This window comes from Bacillus paralicheniformis, from assembly GCF_002993925.1.
Classification (GTDB): domain Bacteria; phylum Bacillota; class Bacilli; order Bacillales; family Bacillaceae; genus Bacillus; species Bacillus paralicheniformis.
The window spans coordinates 3236003-3257838 of the sequence record NZ_CP023665.1; the positions used below are offsets into that span (position 1 = coordinate 3236003).

22 protein-coding genes, 1 riboswitch and 1 other annotated feature are annotated in these 21836 nt (G+C 46.3%); of the genes, 5 read left to right on the top strand and 17 right to left on the bottom strand.

What is annotated here, in order from left to right; all coding sequences use genetic code 11:
* Window positions 1-29: 29 nt before the first annotated feature.
* The 5 genes from CP943_RS16445 to CP943_RS16465 form a co-directional block, all read right to left on the bottom strand.
* On the bottom strand, window positions 30-1535 hold the full coding sequence (locus CP943_RS16445) for an extracellular solute-binding protein (RefSeq protein WP_105981152.1): 1506 nt from the start codon (window positions 1533-1535) through the stop codon (window positions 30-32).
* A gap of 16 nt (window positions 1536-1551) precedes the next feature.
* Complete coding sequence (locus CP943_RS16450) at window positions 1552-2430, bottom strand: carbohydrate ABC transporter permease (RefSeq protein ID WP_020452647.1); 879 nt, start codon at window positions 2428-2430, stop codon at window positions 1552-1554.
* A 141-nt stretch (window positions 2431-2571) separates the two neighbouring features.
* Window positions 2572-3336: an NAD-dependent epimerase/dehydratase family protein gene (locus CP943_RS16455; RefSeq protein WP_105981153.1), complete on the bottom strand. Its 765-nt coding sequence runs from the start codon at window positions 3334-3336 to the stop codon at window positions 2572-2574.
* 18 nt (window positions 3337-3354) lie between these two features.
* Window positions 3355-4242 carry a dienelactone hydrolase family protein gene (locus CP943_RS16460; RefSeq protein WP_026579043.1) on the bottom strand — a complete coding sequence of 296 codons (888 nt, stop codon included), beginning with the start codon at window positions 4240-4242 and terminating at the stop codon, window positions 3355-3357.
* A gap of 32 nt (window positions 4243-4274) precedes the next feature.
* On the bottom strand, window positions 4275-5525 hold the full coding sequence (locus CP943_RS16465; RefSeq protein ID WP_105981154.1) for an APC family permease: 1251 nt from the start codon (window positions 5523-5525) through the stop codon (window positions 4275-4277).
* 126 nt (window positions 5526-5651) lie between these two features.
* Between CP943_RS16465 and CP943_RS16470 the strand changes: the two genes are divergently transcribed.
* A complete protein-coding gene (locus tag CP943_RS16470; protein ID WP_020452651.1) occupies window positions 5652-6545 on the top strand; it encodes a LysR family transcriptional regulator in 894 nt (297 codons plus the stop codon).
* An 11-nt stretch (window positions 6546-6556) separates the two neighbouring features.
* Here the strand turns inward: CP943_RS16470 and CP943_RS16475 are convergent, their stop codons facing one another.
* The 5 genes from CP943_RS16475 to CP943_RS16495 form a co-directional block, all read right to left on the bottom strand.
* Window positions 6557-6964, bottom strand: a complete 408-nt coding sequence (locus CP943_RS16475; RefSeq protein WP_026579041.1) for a VOC family protein — start codon at window positions 6962-6964, stop codon at window positions 6557-6559.
* 349 nt (window positions 6965-7313) lie between these two features.
* Window positions 7314-9728, bottom strand: coding sequence for a leucine--tRNA ligase (gene leuS / locus CP943_RS16480; RefSeq protein WP_023855841.1), 2415 nt, complete (start codon window positions 9726-9728; stop codon window positions 7314-7316).
* Window positions 9729-9840: 112 nt separating this feature from the next.
* Window positions 9841-10047 (bottom strand) — a binding site (T-box leader).
* A 102-nt stretch (window positions 10048-10149) separates the two neighbouring features.
* The gene (locus tag CP943_RS16485; RefSeq protein ID WP_016885609.1) at window positions 10150-10479 is read right to left on the bottom strand and encodes a DUF4257 domain-containing protein; all 330 of its coding nucleotides are present in this window, start codon (window positions 10477-10479) and stop codon (window positions 10150-10152) included.
* Window positions 10480-10700: 221 nt separating this feature from the next.
* Window positions 10701-11882 carry an MDR family MFS transporter gene (locus CP943_RS16490; protein ID WP_105981155.1) on the bottom strand — a complete coding sequence of 394 codons (1182 nt, stop codon included), beginning with the start codon at window positions 11880-11882 and terminating at the stop codon, window positions 10701-10703.
* Between the two features lie 120 nt (window positions 11883-12002).
* Window positions 12003-12827: a MetQ/NlpA family ABC transporter substrate-binding protein gene (locus CP943_RS16495; protein WP_020452655.1), complete on the bottom strand. Its 825-nt coding sequence runs from the start codon at window positions 12825-12827 to the stop codon at window positions 12003-12005.
* 56 nt (window positions 12828-12883) lie between these two features.
* Window positions 12884-12991: riboswitch (SAM riboswitch) on the bottom strand.
* Window positions 12992-13122: 131 nt separating this feature from the next.
* Here CP943_RS16495 and CP943_RS16500 point away from each other — a divergent pair.
* A complete protein-coding gene (locus CP943_RS16500; protein WP_105981156.1) occupies window positions 13123-13803 on the top strand; it encodes a sunset domain-containing protein in 681 nt (226 codons plus the stop codon).
* Between the two features lie 28 nt (window positions 13804-13831).
* On the opposite strand, the gene CP943_RS16505 is transcribed toward CP943_RS16500, so the two are convergent.
* The 7 genes from CP943_RS16505 to CP943_RS16530 form a co-directional block, all read right to left on the bottom strand.
* On the bottom strand, window positions 13832-15163 hold the full coding sequence (locus CP943_RS16505; protein ID WP_020452657.1) for an ABC transporter permease: 1332 nt from the start codon (window positions 15161-15163) through the stop codon (window positions 13832-13834).
* Window positions 15153-15851 (bottom strand): ABC transporter ATP-binding protein, encoded by a 699-nt coding sequence (locus CP943_RS16510; protein WP_023855839.1) that lies wholly within the window; start codon window positions 15849-15851, stop codon window positions 15153-15155. Before CP943_RS16510 ends, CP943_RS16505 begins: the two co-directional genes overlap by 11 nt.
* Window positions 15852-15876: 25 nt before the next feature.
* Complete coding sequence (locus CP943_RS16515; protein WP_035338158.1) at window positions 15877-16854, bottom strand: ABC transporter permease subunit; 978 nt, start codon at window positions 16852-16854, stop codon at window positions 15877-15879.
* On the bottom strand, window positions 16848-17726 hold the full coding sequence (locus tag CP943_RS16520; RefSeq protein WP_023855837.1) for an ATP-binding cassette domain-containing protein: 879 nt from the start codon (window positions 17724-17726) through the stop codon (window positions 16848-16850). Before CP943_RS16520 ends, CP943_RS16515 begins: the two co-directional genes overlap by 7 nt.
* Window positions 17719-18111, bottom strand: coding sequence for a GntR family transcriptional regulator (locus CP943_RS16525; protein WP_003184565.1), 393 nt, complete (start codon window positions 18109-18111; stop codon window positions 17719-17721). The genes CP943_RS16520 and CP943_RS16525 overlap by 8 nt, the downstream gene beginning before the upstream one ends.
* Window positions 18112-18152: 41 nt before the next feature.
* Window positions 18153-18281 (bottom strand): hypothetical protein, encoded by a 129-nt coding sequence (locus CP943_RS22855; RefSeq protein WP_020452661.1) that lies wholly within the window; start codon window positions 18279-18281, stop codon window positions 18153-18155.
* Between the two features lie 126 nt (window positions 18282-18407).
* Complete coding sequence (locus tag CP943_RS16530) at window positions 18408-18680, bottom strand: YtzC family protein (RefSeq protein WP_065643617.1); 273 nt, start codon at window positions 18678-18680, stop codon at window positions 18408-18410.
* A 152-nt stretch (window positions 18681-18832) separates the two neighbouring features.
* On the opposite strand from CP943_RS16530, the gene CP943_RS16535 reads away from it, so the two are divergent.
* From CP943_RS16535 to gltP, 3 genes are all read left to right on the top strand, one after another.
* Window positions 18833-19801, top strand: coding sequence for a tRNA modification radical SAM protein MnmL/YtqA (locus CP943_RS16535; protein ID WP_105981157.1), 969 nt, complete (start codon window positions 18833-18835; stop codon window positions 19799-19801).
* Window positions 19798-20382 carry a tRNA 5-(aminomethyl)-2-thiouridylate-methyltransferase MnmM gene (locus tag CP943_RS16540; protein WP_095290789.1) on the top strand — a complete coding sequence of 195 codons (585 nt, stop codon included), beginning with the start codon at window positions 19798-19800 and terminating at the stop codon, window positions 20380-20382. Before CP943_RS16535 ends, CP943_RS16540 begins: the two co-directional genes overlap by 4 nt.
* Window positions 20383-20548: 166 nt before the next feature.
* Complete coding sequence (gene gltP, locus CP943_RS16545; protein WP_023855832.1) at window positions 20549-21799, top strand: glutamate-aspartate/proton symporter GltP; 1251 nt, start codon at window positions 20549-20551, stop codon at window positions 21797-21799.
* Window positions 21800-21836: the final 37 nt, after the last annotated feature.

Consider the following 21836-nt stretch of genomic DNA (forward strand, 5'->3'; position numbering starts at 1 on the left):
AGACAATCCCGGCTTCCCGGGATTGCCTTCTATTTTTCTGCTTTTTTAAATGACTCTTCATATTCTTCTATTACTTGATCTCCGCCGTTCGTCCGCCATTTTTCAACCGCTTTCTCGAACTGGCTTTCATCCGTTTTGCCGAGGATGAATTGATATGTGGCATCGTCAATGATCTTTTGCAGTTCATCGCCTCTTTCAGATGCGGCCGGTGAGTACAAACTTTCGGCCGGATTTGAGACGATGATCTCATTATTGTCCTCTGTCAGCTCTTCATATTTTGTGCGGAGCGGATCTCCCGTATTTTTCAAATATTGTTTATCAATGCCGACGAGAGAGACGAGCGGCTGAATTTCCGCCTGCCAGTCTTTCAGTTTTTCATCAATTCGTTTGAATTGTTTTTCCCCTTCTTTTTTATAGTGAACCCCTTCGATCCCGTAAGTCATCAGGCTGTAAACATCCTCTTCGGCGATCCGGTCGAAAAAGGCCAGAATCCTCTTCAGCTCTTTTTCTGTTTTGACGCTTGTTTTCGGGAAGGCAAAGATTCCGTTATGCCCGCCTGATGCCCAGACGCGTTCCTTTCCGTCCGGTCCTTTGATCCGATTGATGATCTCAAGCTCCATTTTATCATCGACAGACTGGTCTCTTAAATTGACGGCATCGACCATATTTCCGACATAAATGCCGGCTTTCCCTTGTGAAAACATCTCCTGCTGCTGCGTTTTGCTCGTAACCGGGAAGTCTTTGTTGATCAGCCCTTCATCATACAGTTTTTTCATATATTTCATCGTATCCATGTACTCTTTTGTCATGAAGTCAGGCGTGAACTTGCCGTCTTTTTCCTCCCAGTCAGTCGGCATGCCTATATAGGACCCCAATGTTTTAAAGGCGCCGTAGATCAAATCGTTTCTGTCGGTAAAGCCGATCGTATCGTTCTTTCCGTTTTGGTCAGGATCTTTTTCTGTAAATGCCTTCGCTGTTTCGTAAAGTTCATCAACCGTCTTTGGTATATCGAGCCCAAGGTTGTCAAGCCAGTCTTTACGGATGACAACCCCCTGTCTTGATAACGGGCGCTCCCTGTAGATGCCGTAAAGCTTTCCGTCGATTGAAGCGTTTTTATTGATCAGCTTGTTCATCTTGCTTAAATTCGGATAATCCTTTAAATAAGGACCAACCTCCCAAAACATCCCCGATCTGAACGCATTCATGACAGATGAATTTTTAATGTCCTGAATGGTGACGACTTTCGGCAGGTTTCCGGCGGCGAGCGCTGAGTTTAAGCGGTCTTCTTTTACTGCATCAGGCACCCACATTAAATCGAGCTTTGTATTGGTGAGCTCCTCGATTTTTTTAATCGCTGTATCCTTCGGCGGCTGCTGATGATAAAGGATTACCATCCAGCTCAAGTCCAAAGGCGAGTTCAGATCGACTTTCTCATCCTTTGTAGAAGCCTGATCTGCTCCGCTTTTCGAACAGCCAAACAGTCCGCCGGCCAAAAGCGCGAACGCAAAAATCGCTATCAGCCATTTTTTCCCCATATTGTCCCCTCCGTTTTTATCCTTTAATTGACCCTAAAAGAGCGCCTTTTGCAAAGTGCTTTTGAATAAACGGATACACGAGCAGCACCGGTATGGTTGCAACGACAATGACCGCCATTTTGATCGTTTGTTCCGGCGGCGCCGCGGCTGCCCCCATCTCCGTCATATCCCCTTGCATACCGCTTGATACGATGACAATCTGGCGAAGCAAAACTTGTATCGGCCATTTTGTCGCATCGCTCAAGTACAGAATCGCTTGCATGTACGTATTCCAATAGGTGACGGCGTAAAACAGCGAAATTGTCGCAATCGCCGGCAAAGACAACGGAAGAATGATGCGGAAGAAAATTCCGATGTCATTGCAGCCGTCGATTTTGGCGGATTCCTCGAGGCTTGACGGTATGTTTTGAAAAAAGTTCTTTAAAATGATCAAGTTAAACGCATTGATGGCCGTCGGAAGAATCAGAGACCAATAGGTATCGAGCAAGCCGAGCGATTTTACAACGAGAAAGGTTGGGATCATCCCTCCGCTGAACAGCATCGTGAACACAACCAAGAACATGAGGACGCGCCTTCCCATCAGCTCCTTTCTCGACAACCCGTATGCCATTAAAGAGGATAGAAACATGCTGACCGCCGTCCCTGCGGCTGTGACAAGAATAGAAATGATTAAGCTTCTGTACACAATGTCAGTTGAAAAAATATACCTGTACGCATCCAGCGAAAAAGTTGTCGGTATTAAGATAAACTTTTTCGAAATGACCTCCTCAACTGTCGCAAAAGAGGCTGCGATAACATGAATGAACGGCAGCACACAAACCAATCCGAACCCTGTTAAAAATGAATAATTCAATATGTCAAACACGCGGCTTCCAGCAGAATGCCTGATCGTCATTTCCCCCTCCTTGTAAGCGCTGTCAAAATATTACGATATCGTGTCTAAAATGTAGCAAACAGAAAGGAGAGCGTCTATAATCATTTTTTAAGCAGGATCAGAAAAGCGGAGAAAAAGATCATCACCTTAGAAGATGATACGTCAGTCTTCATCAAGGATGTCTGAGGTGCTGACTTTCGGCTTGAACCCCAGTTCCCCAATGGCGGAATCGATCGACCACGGCCGCCCCTTATTGTCGCTGACAGCATAATATGTACCGTATGTTTTGACGGATTCGATTGCGGCTTTAAAGATTTGGACGAGGTCGGGGTGGGATAACAGCGTTTTTTTGCTCCTCGGTTTTGCGCGCAGCGTTTCTTGCTCATTTTCAGCGGCTGTCCCGATCCGCAGATTGATCACGGAAACCTTGGCGTCTGATTGGTGCGAGAAAAGATAGCCGAGATTTTCGGACGCCAATTTTAGCAAGCCGTACAAGCTTTTGGACTGCGGGTAGTCATCCGTGTTGATCTTCCTCCCCAGCAGAGAATCGCCGTTCTTTTCATACACATCTGTCACATGGTTGCTGCTTGCAAATACCACCTTCGGCACGCCGAGCTCCGCCGCCGCCCGCAAAATCGTATATGTCGCTTTAAAAAAGATATCCGTCATTTTCTCAAACTCCCGCCGGTCAAGCAAATCGCCTGTCGGCTTGACAGCCAAAAGGTTGATCACCGCATCCGTATTCAGAGGAATGCTTTTCACGACTTCATTGTAATCTGCCGCATCCACCCGGACAAACCGGACAGCCGGCTTTTCATCCGGTTCTTTTAAATCCAGCACTGTCACCTCGTATCCTTCGCCTGCCAATCCGCCCGCTAACACGCGGCCGACCGTGCCGTTCCCTCCGATGATCGTCACCTTTTTCACAGTGATTCACCTCCTGTTTTACAGCCATGTTTTTAAGAAACCGATCGCTTTATGCCTCATTCCGGCTGTCTCGAAGTGCCCTGAATGAGAGCGAAACACTTCATATTGTTCACCGGCGCCTTTTTCTTTATACACATCGGACAGCTTTTCTTCAATGAGGTCAATTCCTTGAACTGGCGTTAGTTTATCTGCGGTTCCGACCAGGCTTAAATGGGGCCTTGGAGCGATCAGGCTTTCGATTTGAGCGGTTGAAAAGTGCTTGACCAGCCCTGGAACATACGAATAGAGATTGTGACGGTCCAAATTCTGCGTCTTGATTAATGTTTCGCTGTCCACCTGCGCGCATATATCAACGCATACGCTGACCCGTTCATCCAATGCAGCAGTCCACCAGGCCATCAGACCACCCATCGACATGCCGAGTGAAGCGATGCGGCTTTCGTCTGTGTCCTCACGCATGCTCAGGTAATCGATGGCTCTGATGCTGTCGAAGACCATCATTCCCCACATCACCCGTCCTGTCCAAAGCATTTCTTTAAATATCTCACTCTCCGTTTTGCCCCGCCTGTCTCCGAAAGCCCAATGGTCAATCGCAAGCACGGAAAATCCCAAGGCCGTCAATTCCTCGGCGAACGGCGGCGTTTGCAAGTAATCCGCTCCTTCAATCAGCTCCTCCTTCCCCCTTTCATAACGTCCTCCGTGTGAATGACAGTAAAGCACGGCCGGCCGCTTGCCGTTCATCTGTTTCGGTTTTGCAAAATAGGCCGGTACCGCTTCAATTCCATTTAAATCAAGCAAAAGCGTTTCAAGAATAAAAGATGACTTTTCTTCAATTTTAAGAGTACTCACATCAATGCTTTTTTTCTCCGGCAAATCGCCGAGCAGTTTGAAAAGTTGACTGCGCATCGTGTTCCCCTTTCTTTTTTCCGTTTGATTCATTAATACGATTTGAAAGGGCGTTTTACCTTTTTCCAGATGATAAGTTGACGGAAGTTCACCACAAACAAGGCGCTGGTCAGCATGATAAACAGTAATATCCAGGGTGATGAAAACAAAAGAAGCAGCGAGAAGCACCCCATGAGAAAGAGGCAGCCTATTTTGTAAACGCGACTGGACAGCAGCTTGTAAGCAGCGGCAAGACCGCACAGCGAGTTGCAGATGAAAAAGGCGTTTGCGATCAGGACCAGTGTCTCAACATTAAGAAAGTGAAACATCAGGCAGACAAAAACGACGGTATGAATGAAAAACATAAGCCCCAGTGCTGCCATCGGCTGATTTCCCCTTGATCTGCGGGCAAACAGCCCGCCGGCCTGCGATGCCACCAGCCTGGCTGCTCCGCCTGTCACCTGAAAATAAGCGCACATGCAGAGTACAGCGGTGAGCACAGCGATCACCGGCAATGCAAAAGATCCGAACAACGGCGTCAGCATCATCGCCAGCTTCAATTGTCCGTTTGCGAAGAACCCCGGATCAATCCATTGAACAGCTGCCGCAGTCGCCACATATATGAGCGTTACCGTCAGACTGCTGATCACGACGGCCCGGGGAATCGTTTTCCCGCGGTTTTTCACTTCCATGCTGTAGTTGCCGACGATTTCCCATCCAACTAATGCCCAGAACAGCAGCAGCAATCCGCGGCCAAAATCGGCAAACTGAAATGTTCCGTCTACGAGCGGCCCCTCACGAAAGTAAGGCACAGAAGCTGCGCTGCTTCCAAACAGAATGAGGGCCGCGGCAGTGGAAAAAATGAGTGCAACCATGCCGACAAATGAAAGGTTAAAGCAAAGAACTACCATACAAAAGATAAAAAAAATGAAGCCGTACAGTTCAGCAGGAAATGCCGTGCCGGCCGCAAGAGAATGAATATATTCGCCGGCCGTCATTAATACGGCGGCGGGGCCGAAGCTCGCAGCCATGATAAAATAAAAGACTGCCAACTTTTTAACACGGGAACCGAACGCTTTTTCAGCCGCATAAGCAATCCCGGCATCATTCGGATACTCGACGCTCAATCTGGTAAAAATCCAGGCAAATAAAAAACCGATTCCCAACATCAACAGCCATGCAAAAATCGCATAGTCCCCCGCTGTCTGATGAATCATCGGCGGCAGCAGAATGATTCCCGACCCTAAAATAGGCCCCGTCATCAGCCCGCTTAATAATAAAGGGCCAAGCTTTTTTTCTCTCATACTGATACAATCCTTTCGCAAAGTCGTTTAAAATGATTGTAATCTTGTTTAATTCATCAGTAAAATAGATATTATCGATCTGTAACTTCGAATTTTTCGATATAAAATAAAAGGGAGATGGACGAGATGGAGATCCGACATTTGAAAACATTCAAAACCATCGTGGATATCGGCGGTTTTACCCGTGCTGCCGATTATTTGGGATATGCGCAGTCAACTGTGACTTCGCACGTTCAAGCAATCGAACAAGAATTAAGAAAGCCGCTGTTCTACAGGCTGGGGAAAAAAATGATGCTGACAGAAGCAGGAAAACACCTTCTCCCTTATGCCGCAGAAATGGTCGAACTGTATGAAAAAGCGAGGCACATTCCGGAAAACGACCAGGAGCCGTCGGGAAACTTGATCATCGGCGCCTCGGAATCTTTAACGGTTTACAGATTGCCTGCCATTCTTCACGAATTTACTAACAAGTATCCGCAGGTCACGGTCACATTAAAGTCTTCCACGTGCTGGCAGCTGAGAGATGAATTGAAGCAGGGAAAAATCGATGTCGCTTTTCTTTTGGACAACGATAGGAAAGAAAACGACCTTCATGTTGAAAAGCTGGTCAATGAGCCAATGGTGTTCATCTTTCCAAAGGAACACCCGGCAGGACAAAAGGCCCTTGATGATTTGACTTTTACCGCAAATGAAACGTTTTTATATACGGAGCACGGCTGCAGCTACCGTGATTTTTTTGAGGAGTATTTACGTCAAAGGGGAGTCATTGCCGACCATACGATGGAGTTTTGGAGTGTCGAAGCAATTAAACAGTGCGTGATGTGCGGTTTGGGCGTATCCCTTCTTCCTTTGATCACAACGCGCACTGATATCGAAGAAGGAAAGCTTCAGGGCACGCTTGTCCGCGACGCCCTGTTTTCCACTCAAATGGCTTATCATAAAAACAAATGGCTTTCTCCTGCAATGGCGGCTTTTACAGATATCGTCCGCACGAAAGCAAGAGACTGGGCACAGGCATAACGTTCCTATATCTAAATGCCTTCGGTATTCATCAGCACGATCCGCCAGCCGTCCGGATCTTCCACTGTTGCCCCTTTGTCCTTCCAATACGGATTTTCTGGCGGCACTTCGTGATGGCCCATATCAGCGAGCCTTTTTAAAATACTCTTGATTTCCTTCTGATCAGGAATATAAAAGACGAGCAGATTGTCTTTGGTCGGTGCCGGACAAGGGCTGCCTCCAATATGGGAGGTGAATTCAAGGTGATATTGGACATTCGGCAGGCCGAACATGACGCCATGATACCCTTGATGTCCGGAAAAACCGCCAAGCTTTTTCAGGCCCAGCCCCTTTTCGTAAAACGCAACGATTTCGTCAAAACGGTCTGTAGGCCGGGCGATTCTGACCTGTGCGGCGGAAAAATCGGAAAAATGCATCATCATCATCTCCTTTTTTCCCATTTTAAGCGGTCATGGATCATTTGAAACGAAGCGAACGGCTGAAATATTTTCATCCTTTCGGCGGAATGACAGGGCTTTCAGATTATTAAAAAAAATCCCAAAACGGCTTTTAGTTTTGGGATTTTGTCATCCTTTGTCCCGCAATCCTTGCAGTCTGGGAAAGCCGAGCATCGGAGCGGTCTTCCACAGGATGTGGTGACGGCGGTGTTAGGCGGTTAGCCGCCTGATCTTTTCTCCTATCGTAAGCACCGGCTTAGCAGGCCTGCCAACGAATGCGCGGGTTTGTCGGCACGCTGAAAAGCCCCTTCGGATTGAAGGGGCTTTTCCATTAATTTGCGACAATATTTACAAGCTTTCCAGGTACAGCAATCACTTTTCTGATCGTTTTCCCTTCGAGCTGTTCTTTTACTTTTTCATTGTTTTTCGCCAGCTCTTCAAGCTGTTCTTTGTCGGCGTCGGCTGGAACGTTCAGCTTCGCTTTCACCTTTCCGTTCAGCTGAACGACGATTTCGACTTCGTCATCAACGAGCTTTGCTTCATCATAGACAGGCCATGCTTCATACGTGATCGTTTCCTCATGTCCAAGTCGGCTCCACAGCTCTTCAGCCAAGTGAGGCGCAACAGGAGACAGCAATTTCACGAAGCCTTCCATGTATTCTTTCGGAAGCTGATCAGCTTTATATGCTTCATTGATGAAGACCATCAGCTGAGAAATACCTGTATTGAAGCGCAGACCTTCGAAATGGTCTGTTACTTTCATGACCGTTTCGTGGTAGACGCGCTCAAGCGTTTCGCCGGCTCCTTCAACGATCTTCTCGTTTAACCCGCCATTGTCATCGATGAACAGACGCCATACGCGGTCAAGGAAGCGGCGGGCGCCGTCAAGTCCTGTCGTTGACCAGGCGATCGATGCATCCAAAGGCCCCATGAACATTTCGTACAGCCGGAGCGTGTCCGCACCATGAGTCTCCACTATTTCGTCCGGATTGACGACATTGCCTTTGGATTTGCTCATTTTTTCGTTGTTTTCACCAAGAATCATTCCTTGGTTATAAAGCTGTTTGAACGGCTCTTTCGTCGGAACGACCCCGATGTCATAAAGGAATTTATGCCAGAAGCGCGCATACAATAAGTGAAGAACGGCGTGTTCCGCACCTCCGATATACATATCGACAGGAAGCCATTCCTGTAATTTTTCAGGGGAAGCCAGTTCGTTCGGGTTTTTCGGATCGATGTAGCGCAGGAAGTACCAGCAGCTTCCCGCCCATTGCGGCATCGTATTCGTTTCGCGTCTTCCCTTTTTGCCTGTTTCAGGGTCTGTCACTTCCACCCATTCTTTAATGTTCGCAAGAGGGGACTCACCCGTTCCGCTCGGTTTGATTTCCGACGTTTTCGGCAAGATCAGCGGCAGCTCTTCTTCAGGAACCGGAGTCGATGTGCCGTCTTCCCAATGGATGACCGGGATCGGCTCGCCCCAGTAGCGCTGACGGCTGAACAGCCAGTCGCGGAGGCGGTATGTTACCTTTTTCTCGCCCTTCCCGTTTTCCTCAAGCCACTGAATCATTTTTTCGATCGCAGCCGCTTTATCAAGGCCGTTCAGAAAATCTGAATGGATGTGTTCGCCGTCGCCTGTATAAGCTTCTTTCTCAACATCTCCGCCTTTGACGACTTCTTTGATCGGCAGCCCGAATGCTGATGCGAATTCGTGGTCCCGCTCATCATGGGCAGGGACGGCCATGACCGCTCCGGTTCCGTATGTAGCCAAGACATAGTCCGCGATCCATACCGGAATTTTTTCCCCGTTTGCCGGATTGACGGCGTAAGAACCTGTGAAGACGCCTGTCTTTGTTTTGGCAAGGTCTGTCCGCTCCAAGTCGCTCTTTGATTGAACTTCTTCGATATAGGCGTCGACCGCGTCTTGCTGTTCAGGCGTCGTGATTTTTTGAACCAAATCGTGCTCCGGAGCCAAAACGGCATATGTGGCACCGAATAATGTATCAGGCCGCGTTGTGAAAACCGTAAACGTTTCGTCTGTGCCGTCGACCGCAAAATGAACATGCGCCCCTTCGGAACGGCCGATCCAGTTGCGCTGCATCTCTTTGATGCTTTCCGGCCAGTCGAGTTCTTCCAGATCTTCAAGCAGACGGTCGGCATAAGCGGTAATCTTCAGCATCCACTGCTTCATTGGACGGCGTTCTACAGGATGGCCGCCGCGTTCGCTTTTGCCGTCGATGACTTCTTCATTGGCAAGAACGGTTCCAAGCGCAGGACACCAGTTTACAGGGACTTCATCTACATAAGCGAGACCTTTTTCGTAAAGCTTTAAGAAAATCCACTGCGTCCATTTATAGTAGTCCGGATCTGTTGTATTGACTTCTCTGTCCCAGTCATACGAAAAGCCGAGCGCTCTGATCTGGCGGCGGAAGTTGTCAATGTTCTGCTCGGTAAAGACGGCAGGATCGTTTCCCGTATCCAGCGCATATTGTTCCGCAGGAAGCCCGAATGCATCCCAGCCCATCGGATGGAGGACATTGTACCCTTGCATCCGTTTCATGCGGGACAAAATGTCAGTTGCCGTATAGCCTTCAGGGTGTCCGACGTGAAGGCCTGCGCCTGACGGATACGGAAACATGTCCAATGCATAAAATTTCGGTTTGGATTTATCTTCACGCGTGGCGAACGTTTTATTTTTAAGCCAATAGTCCTGCCACTTTTTCTCGATTGTTTGATGGTCAAAACTCAATTGTAAAAACCTCCTTTGAATATGAGTACGGCTTCTTTGTATTCAAGTATGGACGGGACTGGCAGCGTTATATTCAGATTATTCTAAAATCAAAAAAACTCTCCCATCCCTAAGAAGGGACGAGAGATTTCCCGCGGTACCACCCTTGTTAGTGTGCATGGGGCACACTCACTTGATATCTGTAACGCAGATACGCGGCAGCAGCTCATCACTGCTGCAACTCTGAGGCGAGTTCGGAAGCTCATTTGATTGACTTTCACCAGCCGTCAACTCTCTGAAACAAAATGGGCTTCTTACTGCTCCTCTTCACTGTTCTTGCCGTAACCGTAATCTTATCTGTATTTTATAGAATTCTGTTCATAAGTGCAAGCAGGTTTGTATACAATGGGAATGTGCTGAAAAAAGGGTAAGAGTGAGGATCTTAATCGTGTGGAGATTTGTTTTGCCGTTCGGAGTTCTGTACATTTGCCTGCTGTTCTCTGACAAAGTCAAAGCTTCTCAATACAGCTTCACCGCCGTAGCCGGCAATGATCGATAACACGACAAGCTGAATTCCAGAATCAGGTTCCGCAGATAAAACAAGCAAAATAGAAGCAACCATTCCGACAAGAATATCTTCAAAAAATCCAAGGTAAATGAATCGTTTCGTTGTTCTCGGTTTCTCGAGGCGCCCTCTTTTTTTAACGTGCCCGAGAACCCCCATAATCCCTCCAATCAAACAAGCAACCAAAACTTGATGCAGCATCTTCATCACCTTCCTAAAGCCCTTAGTTTAGTCAAGCGACTTCAGGCCATCGAGCAGCCCCCCCTAGACCCCTTGCGATGATATTCGATACTACCATACAGAAAATGTGTTCTGTCTGAGAAGAAAAAAAGCTTGTTTCTTCCATTATATGTGAAGATTTGGTTGATAATCTTGATTCCTTCGATTCATTTTCATATAATTACAATTACCTATTTTTTCTATAACACTTATGCATCTGATTGAGCGGAGAGCTGCTTTTCCTTCCTGTCGTATAAAAACGCCGTTCCTATTGCGAACAGCAGCAATACGAGCAGAACCGCGAGCAAAAGCTGCATATTGAAATAATCAACCAGCATTCCGCCAAAAAGCGGCCCGATCATTCTTCCGCCGGTCGCCATACTGTTGACAAACCCTTGATAAAACCCTTCTTTTCCCCTCGGAGCGAGACGGTTGGCGATTGTCGGCACAGCCGGCCATACAAGCATTTCGCCAATGGTTAGCACAACCATCGCGGCAAGAAACGCCGGAAACCGTTCAGCGCCAAACAAAATTCCGTATGCCATCATAAAAATGACAAATCCGATGACGATTTGGTTTTTCAGCGATTCGGCAAACCGTTTCACAAAAAAACCGATCAGCGGCTGACCGAAAACAATGAGCGCCCCGTTCACTGTCCAAAGTACGCTGTACTGCCCAAGAGATATCCCCAGCTCCTGGGTGTGTGAAGCGATGGTCGAGGACCATTGCGAATAAGCGACCCAGCCGAGCAGGTAGCCCGTACATATAACCAAAAGCGCGGAGAATCTAGATTTCCCGCTGACTGAATCGGCATGATCCAAAACAGAAGACTGCATGGCTTTTTCAGACCGGATGCGTCTAAATCCGAAAATCGCAATCAAGAAAAAGACGGCATATAGCATCGCATTCGCCAGAAAAACATACGTAAATGAAAAAGACGCGACAATTCCGCCGAGCGCTGAACCAACTGCCACCCCTGCATTTTGCGCCACGTATACAGCATTGAACGGCTTTCTGCCGCCTTCCGGCCAAACCGAGCCGGCCATTGCATAGCATGCCGGAAACACGATCCCTGATCCAAAACCGGCCAATGTTAAGAAAAGAATGTATTGGAACCACTCATGAAAAAAGACGAGGCCTGAAAGGCTCGCAAACGTGATCACAATTCCAAGTACGACCGTTTTAAATCCGCCGATTTTATCGAATAAATATCCTCCGAACAGGTTGCCCAGCACATTTGCCCCTGAGTTCAGCATCAGCACAAATCCGGCCGCTGTCAGCGACTTTCCCAAATGCTGATGGATATAGATGGTATTCAGCGGCCATAAAAAAGATGCCCCTGTGACATTGATAAACATTCCGATGACCAAAAGCCATAATGTGCGCGGCATAGCGTTTCCTTCTTTCTCTTTAGCATTCCCTCTAGATTCTATTCGTTTTGCCCATTTTTTTCAATTGACACGATTTCGATTTTCAACATAAAAAACCCCCTTTTTAAAGGGGGAATTTTTTTATGATTGCGTCATCCATTTTGGCTTTCCGAAACCGGCGAATTCCCGATCGATCGCATCTTCGAAAGCTTTGGATTTTACCGCTTCTTTGAGATCTTTGGCGAATGGCTTGTCTTTGTTTTTTTCATCCACTACCACTTGATTGCGGTAGCGGTCAGGCATGTTCTCAAGCGCCAGCGCGTCCTGCAACTTCATATTAGCGGAGAGAGCGAAATTACCCGGGACAGCCGCGATATCCAGGTCATCGACCGCTCTTGGAAGATTGGCAGATTCAAGCTGTTTAAATGTCAGCTTTTTCGGATTTTCCGCAATATCCTGCACAGAGGCTTTCAATGTGTCGACATCGCTTTTCAGCCGAATCAGCCCCTGATCCTGGAGCGTTAAAAATGCCCTGGCGGCATTGGCCGGATCGTTTGGAACAGCCACTTCCGCCCCGTTTTTGACATCGTTCAAGTCGTTATATTTGGCAGAATAGAGACCCATCGGAGCGGTCGGCACAGAAATGAGTGCAGCAAGATGTTTATTGTTTTCTTGATTGTATGATTTCATAAAAACCTCATGTTGAAACAAATTGGCGTCGAGTTCGCCTTCGCTTAACGCCGTGTTCGGCTGTACATAGTCGGTGAATTCGACCACTTCAACTTTGTAGCCTTTTTTCTCAAGTTCAGGCTGAATCGCTTTTTTGACCATATCGTAATACGGTCCTGCAGTAGCGCCTATTTTGATCGTTTTACCATCGCTTTCGGCATTGTTTCCGCATGCGGTCAGAAGCGCCATGCTCAAGGCCAGTCCCAGCACGGAAGTCCATTTTAATATCTTGTTCATGTATATCTCCTCCTCCAAAATAAAAAAAACTCTTTCAGCGCCTGAAAGAGTTGTTCAACTTATCTTTCAGAATGCGCCTGACATTCTGCTGGATTTAGCACCTTGCTCTGCTGCAGGTTGCTGAGATTTCGCCGGGCCAGTCCCTCCATCTCTCTTTATAAGCTGCATATTCAGTTTTTTAAATGATTTCTTTATTTTACGTTTGAATATTTAGATTTGCAAGAAGTTTTTTGGTATAAACATTTTTTTCTTTTTAAGCTAAAATATAGTTATCAAACACGAAAGGAGACGAATCATGGAATCTATCATGCTGATCGGGTTTTTATCCTTTATTTTTTCCATCTGCTACCTTGTATTTCATTTGATCAGAAGAATCTTTTCTCCAGGCAAAAGGTTTTCCAGAAAACTCTTTTATCCTTGTTTTGCAGGCGGACTTCTCCTCCTGATCATCTCTGCGCCTTATTACAGTGAGGAAACATATGCCGTAAATGAGACAAAAACAGAGGACCTGACAACCGAGCTTCAGGAACTGAAAACTGAACACAGCGCTGTACAAAAGGAGCAAACCGCATTAAAGCAGCAGCTCAATCAAGCAAACGAAAAACTGAAGGCAGCCAAAACGGAGAATGACACATTAAAAAAAGAAAATGAAAAACTGACAAAAGAAAAAGACTCGCTTACGAAAAAAACAAAATCGCTGTCAGAAAAACTGGCTAAGGCTGAAGAAAAAAGCGGCAGTGCCGAAGCCACTGTAAAAGAAAAGAACGCCACCGCTCAGGCCGGAACGTCACACAGCGCGCCCTCCCCTAAGAAAAACAGCGGTGAAAGCAAACAAGAGTGCAAAATCAAAGGAAGCGTCAACCATATTTATCATACACCAGGAAGTACATATTATGACCGCACGAAAAACGTCGCCCGCTGGTTCTGCACAGAACAGGAGGCGCGTGATGCGGGGTACAGACCTCCGAAACGTTAAAAAAGCCGGCATACCGCCGGCTTTTTTCTTAAAGCTCTCTTCTTAATGCTGTCAGCACGTTCGTTCTTGTCGCTTTAATGGCCGGGTTCAGGCCTGAAAGAATGGCGACGCCTGCACTGATCAAGGTCGCGATAAGGACAAGACTGACCGGAATGTACGAGAAGGTGATGCTGAAGTCTGCCGCACTCGCTCCTCCTTCTGAAACCGATGATAAAATAGGTGGTATAATCTTGTTCACTAAAAAGCTGACACCGTATGAAATGATAACACCTAAAACAGATCCTAAGATACCGATATAGGCGCTTTCCAGCAGAAACATTTTCCTGATCACGTTCGGGCTTGCCCCGATCGCTTTCATAATGCCGATCTCCTGCGTCCGCTCTGTAACCGCCATTGTCATCGTGTTGAAAATGCCGATCGCTGAAATCAAGACGGCAATGACTCCGACGAAGATCAGACCGATTTTAAAAGCCATGAAAAAAAGATTAATGCTTTCGAGTTTTTTCGTTATTGAATCGACGTAGTAGCCTTCATCCTCCAAATCTGTTGTCAGCTGTCCGACATGTTCAAAGTTATCCGCGTAAACCGAAAGCTTTTTTTCGATCGTGCCGCTGTCTTTGTCCGCCTTCAGAAATCCGGTGATGTCTTTTTGCATGTCGTTGCTGACATAGACTGTTGAATCGCTTGCCCATTCATAAGAAGGTTTTTTCGTAACTCCGACAACTTTCAGATCATATGTTTTCGCTTTCCCTTCTTCTCCTGTTTTTTCATCCATTTTTGAGATCTTTAATTCAATTGTTTTGCCGAGAATATCTTCTGCGTATCCTTTTGGTTCTTTTACTTCCTCAGCATTATTTTCCATCTGCTTTTCATAATCTTGGGCTTCTTTTTTCGTCCAGAGATTCTTCCCGAAATGGTAGCCGACGACGATTTCATTCGGTGTTTTCGCTACGCGGCCGCGATCGAGTTTAATATTGGCTTTTTGTTCAGCAGCCATGTCAGTAATCGTGATATTCGACATTTGATTGTTTGTCCTGTTGCCCAACTTTGCTTCAGCAGGTGCGAACACCTGCGTGCGCTCGATAATCGCGGACACATCTTTGCGATTTTCGAATTCTTTCAAGTCTTTCTTTTGAACTTTCTGATCGCTTTGCCCTTCTTTTCCGACAACATTTATCTCAGTCACGATTTGCTCTTTCATCAGCTGTTCAGTCAGCGATTTTTGCAGGCCGAATCCGACCGATGCGAGCACGATTAAAAACGCGCAGGCCACCGTTGTTGCGAGAATGGTCATGAATACACGCAGGCGGTTTTTCTTCATATTTCTTCTAATGAACTTCAACTGATCCTTAAACTTCAACAGTCTCTTCCCCCTTCTCTAATACGCCGTCAGATAACTGAAATTTCGTTTTGGCGATCGATGCCACCTCGTCATCGTGCGTGATGATGACGAATGTAATACCGCGCTCCCTGTTCAGCTGCCGAATGAATTCGAGGATTTCCTGCTCTGTTTCGGAATCGAGGCTTCCGGTCGGTTCGTCGGCTAAAATGATTGACGGATTCAAAATCAAAGCGCGGGCGATGCTGACGCGCTGCTGCTGTCCGCCTGAAAGCTCATTCGGATAGTGTCCAGCGTGGTTTTCAAGGCCGACGCGGTGAAGCATCTCATTGACGCGCTGCTTCCGCTCAGACGGATGAACACCTTTTAAAGTCAGAGGCAGTTCGATGTTTTCGTAAGTCGTCAAGCTCGGAATCAGCTGAAAACTTTGAAAGATGAAGCCGAAATGTTCAAGCCTGAATGCCGCCCATTCTTTTTCGCTGTACTTTGTGACATCCGTACCGTCAATGACGATCTTACCTTTTGTCGGGGCGATATAGCCGGAAATCAAGTTCAACAGCGTCGATTTTCCGGAACCGCTCCGTCCGACAATGCAGGCGATTTCGCCTTTTTCAACGGTAAGCGAGACATCCTTTAACACTTTAACTTCATTTTCCCTCCCCTTTTTACCGACTTTAAATGAGTGGTGAATATGCTCTACACTGATCATTTGTAAATCTCCTCTCCATTATGGATTACAGCTGTTTTATTTTTTTGAAAATCAAGAAGTAACTGATTAAGAATCCGACTGCCGAACCGATCAACATACCGAAGATATAGCTGAACAGGCTAGAAGAAGTGGCTGCGCCGAATCCCCAGATGCCAAATAAAATCACGAGAATTTGAATCGGGCGATCCATTTTTCTCCAGAGAAAAAAATGTCCGTTCCGTTCAAGCTGCTGTTTGATAAAGCAAAAATAGCCAATGATATAAAACAAGATCCCCATGGCGAGCGGAATAAGCGTAAAGGCCAGGCTGCCGTCTTGAATGCCGAATTGGTTGAGGTACATGATCGGCGTTATATAATCCAATAGTTCTGTTTCACCATAAAAGAAAGCAGGGTGCCCTCCAAAGAAACTCCGGATGATTCGAAAGTTGGCCAACGGAAGCCCGATCAGCAAATACGGCAGAATCGACGTTGAAAATGCAACGATCAGCTGGGCCAGCGGATTGCCGGTTATCGCGCCCGCCGCCATAACAAGCGAGTAGACCATAAAGCAGAAGATGACCGACCCGATAAAATACTCATGGAAATGGACGACGTCAACCTTATATAAAACAATCAAGGCATAAGATAAAAAGTAAGATAATAGCTGGGCTGTTAAAAGAATTGAAATGCCGAAGAAATATTTCGTATTGAAAATGACGCCTCGCTTATAAGGAAGGCCGAGTGTGAATTCAAGCGTCCCTCTGCTCCTTTCAAACCCGATCTGGCTGAGCGCAAGCGCAACTCCGCCAACCCAGAACATTCTCATAGCCCCGCCTATCTCATAGTTTTTATATAAAACGCACTCCATATCGGGAAATTTTTTCAGTTCTGAAAGGCATCCTTTGTACTGGAAATAATCATTCAAAAGCGTAAGCGGTTCACTCAGCATCACCGCTGCAAATACAACTAAAAAAATCCAGAAATGCTGTTTCCACTCTTTATATAAAAGTCCGCGGTCTACCATCTTCGCTTACCTCCATACTTCGCGATGAATACTTCCTCTAGACTGACCGGAAGCTCGTTCCAAACTTTCGGAGACAAACTTTTTAGAAATTGTTTGCTCACATCGTCTGCTTTCGGAATCAACACCGTATAAAACACGCCGGTGTGATCCAAAACAGGGATTTCCCTTTCCCTGATTTTCAAATTGACATCTTCTTCAAATGCCATTTGGATTTTAATAAAATCGCCTTTCAGTTCATCAAGATCCATGATGTTCGACAATGTATTGTCTTCGAGAAAACCGATTCGGTTGCACATTCTTTCAATATCCTCAAGCCGGTGGGATGTGATGAGAATCGTCGTGTTGTTTTCAGCCACTTCATCGACCATCAGCTGGAGAACATCTTGTCTTGTGACGGCATCAATGCCGTCTGTCGGTTCATCGAGCAGGATGACCGCCGGCCGGATCGCAAATGACAAGATCAGCGACATTTGCTTTTTCAATCCTGTAGACAATTCCCTGTACTTTTTTGTTTCAGGAATATCGTAGCGGTTCATTAATTCATTAGCGTATGTAACATCAAAGTCAGGATAAATGTTTCGCAAAATATTGACGAGCTGTTTGTAATTGTATTTTTCGAAATAGGTGTTTTGAACGGGCATATAGACGATATTGCGCTTGACGAGCGGATGGTCCTTCACCTTGACGCTGCCGAAGTAGATATCTCCCTCATCAGGCAGCAGGATTTGCTGAATCAGGCGGAGAAGCGTTGTTTTCCCTGAGCCGTTTCTGCCGAGCAGTCCGAAAATCTCTCCTTCCTCAAGCTTAAAGGAGATGTTTTTGAGTATTTGTTTTCCGTCAATCGTTTTTGATACAGATTTGAGCTCAATCATTCACTTCCCCTCCTCTCACTTCTTCGTCGATTTCCGCCATCCACTCCTGCAGCTTTTTAGTGTCGATCCCAGCGTAATGCGCATCGATGATCAGCTGCTTTAACTGCTCTTTAATCATCGCAATCTTCCCTTCATCAAGCGTAACTTTCGCGTTTTCTGAAATATACGTTCCTCTCCCCCTCAACGTTTCAATTATTCCTTCCCGTTCAAGTTCTTTATAGGCTTTGCTGACAGTATTCGGGTTTGCAATGATAATGGTTGCAAGCTCTCTGACAGAAGGAAGTTTATCTCCAGGCTTGATTATCCCTTTTAAGCAAAGCTCTTTCATCTGCTGGATAATCTGCTCATAGATCGGGGTAGAGCTTCTCGGATCGATTTGAATCATCTATCTCCCTTCTTTCTCGTTCAATCTCAGGTCATTCACTTTTAAAAAAACACGTATCCCAAATTTTCTTGAATTATAAAGCCCAGCTTCGCAAGAACAAACAAGAACGAACAGGCAATGATAAACGCCACGACCACCATCGGCGTTATTTTTTTATGTTTATCACTCATGAGTATTACTCCTTTACATGTGTGTGTTAATTGTATTACTCGATATAGTACACCTAATACATTAAATACATCGTCCTTTTTTGTCAATCACTTTTTTTCAAAAAAATGAACCCTTTCAAAAAGGGTTCATCTTTCATACGATCTCTGCAGAATCATATTGTTTTGAAGGGTTTGCAGCTGAAGCCTTTTGCGGTGAATTTCCTCCCTTTGTTGCTCATTGGCAAACAGCGAAAGCTTGTTTAATTCATTGACCGCGTTTTCAAGCATCAGCTGCGCATCGCTGAACTCTGTCTCATTGTAATGTTCCTGCCTGCTTGCAGTTTCAAATTGAGATAAAGCATAATCATAAGCATCTTCGCTTCTTTGGATGTGCTCTCCGACGGATTGTCTTGTAGCCAAAGAAAACCCCTCCTTAATGGAAAAATCCATCGTGATTAGTTTGGCCATCACAGCCGTGATCATTGAAGAAAATAATTGGGAATCGGTTTGTTCTTATCGTGTTTATTTGCTACAATTTTAGGATGCGTAATACTAAAAGGAGGTCCTTTTGTTTGCATCAAAACAACCCTTTTCCATATACGAACAGTGAAAAACGATATCATACATGGAATTATCATTTACGAAATCATTTCGGTCATAAAGTGTTTAAAGTCGCCCTTGACGGAGGCTTTGACTGCCCGAATCGCGACGGCACGGTCGCACACGGCGGATGCACATTTTGCAGCGCCGCAGGGAGCGGAGACTTTGCGGGAAACCGAGCCGACGATCTGCTGACCCAATTTAATGAAGTCCGCGACAGAATGCATGAAAAATGGAAAGACGGCAAATACATGGCGTACTTTCAAGCATTTACGAATACGCACGCTCCTGTCAGCGTTCTTCGCGAAAAATACGAAACGGTCCTCGGCCTCGACGGCGTAGTCGGCCTTTCAATCGCAACCCGGCCGGACTGTCTTCCTGACGATGTTGTCGAATATCTTGCCGAGCTTAATGAACGAACATACCTCTGGGTGGAACTCGGCCTTCAAACCGTTCATGAACGGACGGCTGATTTGATCAACCGTGCCCATGATTTCGACTGCTATGTAGAAGGCGTGAACAAGCTGAGGAAACACGGTATCCGCGTCTGCTCTCACATCATTAACGGGCTGCCTCTCGAAGACCGCGGCATGATGATGGAAACCGCAAAAGCGGTCGCCGATTTGGATGTGCAGGGGATTAAAATCCATCTGCTTCACCTGTTAAAGGGAACGCCAATGGTGAAGCAGTATGAAAAAGGAAAATTAACGTTCCTTTCGCAAGAGGATTATGTCCAGCTTGTTTGTGATCAGCTTGAAATTCTTCCGCCGGAAATGATCATTCACCGGATTACGGGTGACGGACCGATCGAATTGATGGTCGGACCGATGTGGAGCGTCAATAAATGGGAAGTCTTAAATGCCATCAATGGAGAACTGGAAAGGCGCGGCAGCTATCAGGGGAAATGGTTCAACAAAGAGAAAGAAGGCATCGCCACATGAAGCTCAAGAAGATCCTCCCGTATGCGAAAGAACTGCTGAAAACAGCCGCAGGCGAAGGAGACATCGTCATTGATGCGACAATGGGAAACGGACATGATACGTATTTTTTAGCAGAACTTGTCGGTGAAAACGGACATGTCTATGCCTTTGATATTCAAGAAACAGCTCTTATGAATACTGCCGAAAGACTTGGAAACGAGTACAAAGACCGGGTGACATTGATTCAAAAAAGCCATGATGAGCTCATCACTTCGCTTCCTGACGACATCTCAGGCAAGGTGGCAGCAGCTGTGTTTAACCTCGGGTATCTTCCGGGAAGCGACAAATCGGTGACGACAAAAAGCGATTCAACCATCGCCAGCATCAAGCAGCTTCTCAAAATCCTGAAAAATGAGGGGCTGATCGTTCTGGTCGTCTACCATGGCCATCCCGAAGGAAAGCGGGAAAAGGACGCCCTGCTCGAATTTTGCACATCACTCGACCAAGATACTGCCCGCACCCTCTGTTACCAATATTTAAACCAGCGAAACGATCCGCCTTTTATCATTGCGATTGAAAAGAAAATAGCGGCTCAAAAATGATATCTTGAAAATCCTCCATTAGGAGGATTTTTTTCATCCAAACATAATGTAAGCGATATCAAAATAAAATATAAGAAATTTTTCGCAATTTTCTAAAAAGAAAAGGTGTTTCACTCTTTGTCACGAAATTATTGAAAACTCATGTAAAATACGGAGGGATTTCAATTTGAAAAAATTTATCGCTTATCAAATTTTGATCGCACTCGCCATTGGAGCAGTGATCGGACACTTTTTCCCTGATTTCGGAATGGCGCTGCGCCCCGTCGGAGACGGATTTATCCGCTTGATTAAAATGATCGTCGTTCCGATCGTTTTTTCTACAATCGTCATCGGAGCGGCCGGAAGCGGAAGCATGAAAAAAATGGGCAGTCTCGGCATCAAGACGATTATTTGGTTTGAAGTGATTACGACGTTCGTGCTCGGACTCGGGCTGCTTTTGGCTAATGTGCTAAAGCCCGGCGTCGGCCTTGACCTCTCCCATTTGGCCAAAAAAGATATCGGAGAGCTCTCAGGCTACACGGAAAAAGTGGTCGATCTTAAACAAATGATCCTCGATATTATTCCTACCAACATCGTTGACGTCATGGCCAGAAATGATTTGCTTGCCGTGATCTTCTTTGCGATATTGTTCGGCGTCGCAGCTGCCGGGATCGGCAAAGCCTCAGAGCCTGTCATGAAATTTTTTGAGTCTGTTGCCAATATCATGTTCAAACTGACGCAGATGGTTATGGTTACAGCCCCTATCGGCGTGCTTGCTCTTATGGCCGCATCCGTCGGGCAATACGGCATCGAACTCCTGCTTCCTATGTTAAAATTAGTCGGCACTGTTTTTCTCGGACTGTTTCTCGTTCTTTTTGTTTTATTTCCGATTGTCGGTCTTATTTTTAAAATTAAATACTTCGAAGTCCTGAAAATGATTTGGGATTTGTTTCTGATCGCGTTCTCCACTACGAGCACAGAAACAGTCTTGCCGCAGCTGATGGACCGCATGGAGAAATACGGCTGCCCAAAACGGGTCGTTTCCTTTGTGGTTCCTTCAGGCTTATCGCTGAATTGTGACGGCTCCAGCCTATATTTATCTGTCGCTTGTATCTTTTTGGCGCAGGCTTTCAATATAGACATGAGCATTTCACAGCAATTGCTCATGATGCTCGTGCTAGTGATGACAAGCAAAGGGATCGCCGCCGTTCCATCTGGCTCGCTCGTCGTCCTTCTGGCTACCGCCAACGCAGTCGGCCTTCCCGCTGAAGGAGTCGCGATTATCGCGGGAGTGGACCGCGTGATGGACATGGCGCGAACAGGCGTGAACGTGCCGGGTCATGCTGTCGCCTGCATCGTTGTTTCAAAATGGGAAAAAAGCTTCCGGTATAATAAGCGTTTTGTACTTGAAAAACAATACCGGATGGAAAGCTTGTAAACAGCAAAAGCTCAAGCCGATGAACGGTTTGAGCTTT

What these genes read in the sequence shown, in the direction of transcription:
- CP943_RS16445 (WP_105981152.1), bottom strand. Translation starts at nt 1,535, where the DNA reads ATGGGGAAAAAATGGCTGATAGCGATTTTTGCGTTCGCGCTTTTGGCC.
- CP943_RS16450 (WP_020452647.1), bottom strand. Translation starts at nt 2,430, where the DNA reads ATGACGATCAGGCATTCTGCTGGAAGCCGCGTGTTTGACATATTGAAT.
- CP943_RS16460 (WP_026579043.1), bottom strand. Translation starts at nt 4,242, where the DNA reads ATGCGCAGTCAACTTTTCAAACTGCTCGGCGATTTGCCGGAGAAAAAA.
- CP943_RS16465 (WP_105981154.1), bottom strand. Translation starts at nt 5,525, where the DNA reads ATGAGAGAAAAAAAGCTTGGCCCTTTATTATTAAGCGGGCTGATGACG.
- CP943_RS16470 (WP_020452651.1), top strand. Translation starts at nt 5,652, where the DNA reads ATGGAGATCCGACATTTGAAAACATTCAAAACCATCGTGGATATCGGC.
- CP943_RS16475 (WP_026579041.1), bottom strand. Translation starts at nt 6,964, where the DNA reads ATGATGCATTTTTCCGATTTTTCCGCCGCACAGGTCAGAATCGCCCGG.
- CP943_RS16485 (WP_016885609.1), bottom strand. Translation starts at nt 10,479, where the DNA reads ATGAAGATGCTGCATCAAGTTTTGGTTGCTTGTTTGATTGGAGGGATT.
- CP943_RS16490 (WP_105981155.1), bottom strand. Translation starts at nt 11,882, where the DNA reads ATGCCGCGCACATTATGGCTTTTGGTCATCGGAATGTTTATCAATGTC.
- CP943_RS16495 (WP_020452655.1), bottom strand. Translation starts at nt 12,827, where the DNA reads ATGAACAAGATATTAAAATGGACTTCCGTGCTGGGACTGGCCTTGAGC.
- CP943_RS16500 (WP_105981156.1), top strand. Translation starts at nt 13,123, where the DNA reads ATGGAATCTATCATGCTGATCGGGTTTTTATCCTTTATTTTTTCCATC.
- CP943_RS16510 (WP_023855839.1), bottom strand. Translation starts at nt 15,851, where the DNA reads ATGATCAGTGTAGAGCATATTCACCACTCATTTAAAGTCGGTAAAAAG.
- CP943_RS16515 (WP_035338158.1), bottom strand. Translation starts at nt 16,854, where the DNA reads ATGGTAGACCGCGGACTTTTATATAAAGAGTGGAAACAGCATTTCTGG.
- CP943_RS16520 (WP_023855837.1), bottom strand. Translation starts at nt 17,726, where the DNA reads ATGATTGAGCTCAAATCTGTATCAAAAACGATTGACGGAAAACAAATA.
- CP943_RS16525 (WP_003184565.1), bottom strand. Translation starts at nt 18,111, where the DNA reads ATGATTCAAATCGATCCGAGAAGCTCTACCCCGATCTATGAGCAGATT.
- CP943_RS22855 (WP_020452661.1), bottom strand. Translation starts at nt 18,281, where the DNA reads ATGAGTGATAAACATAAAAAAATAACGCCGATGGTGGTCGTGGCGTTT.
- CP943_RS16540 (WP_095290789.1), top strand. Translation starts at nt 19,798, where the DNA reads ATGAAGCTCAAGAAGATCCTCCCGTATGCGAAAGAACTGCTGAAAACA.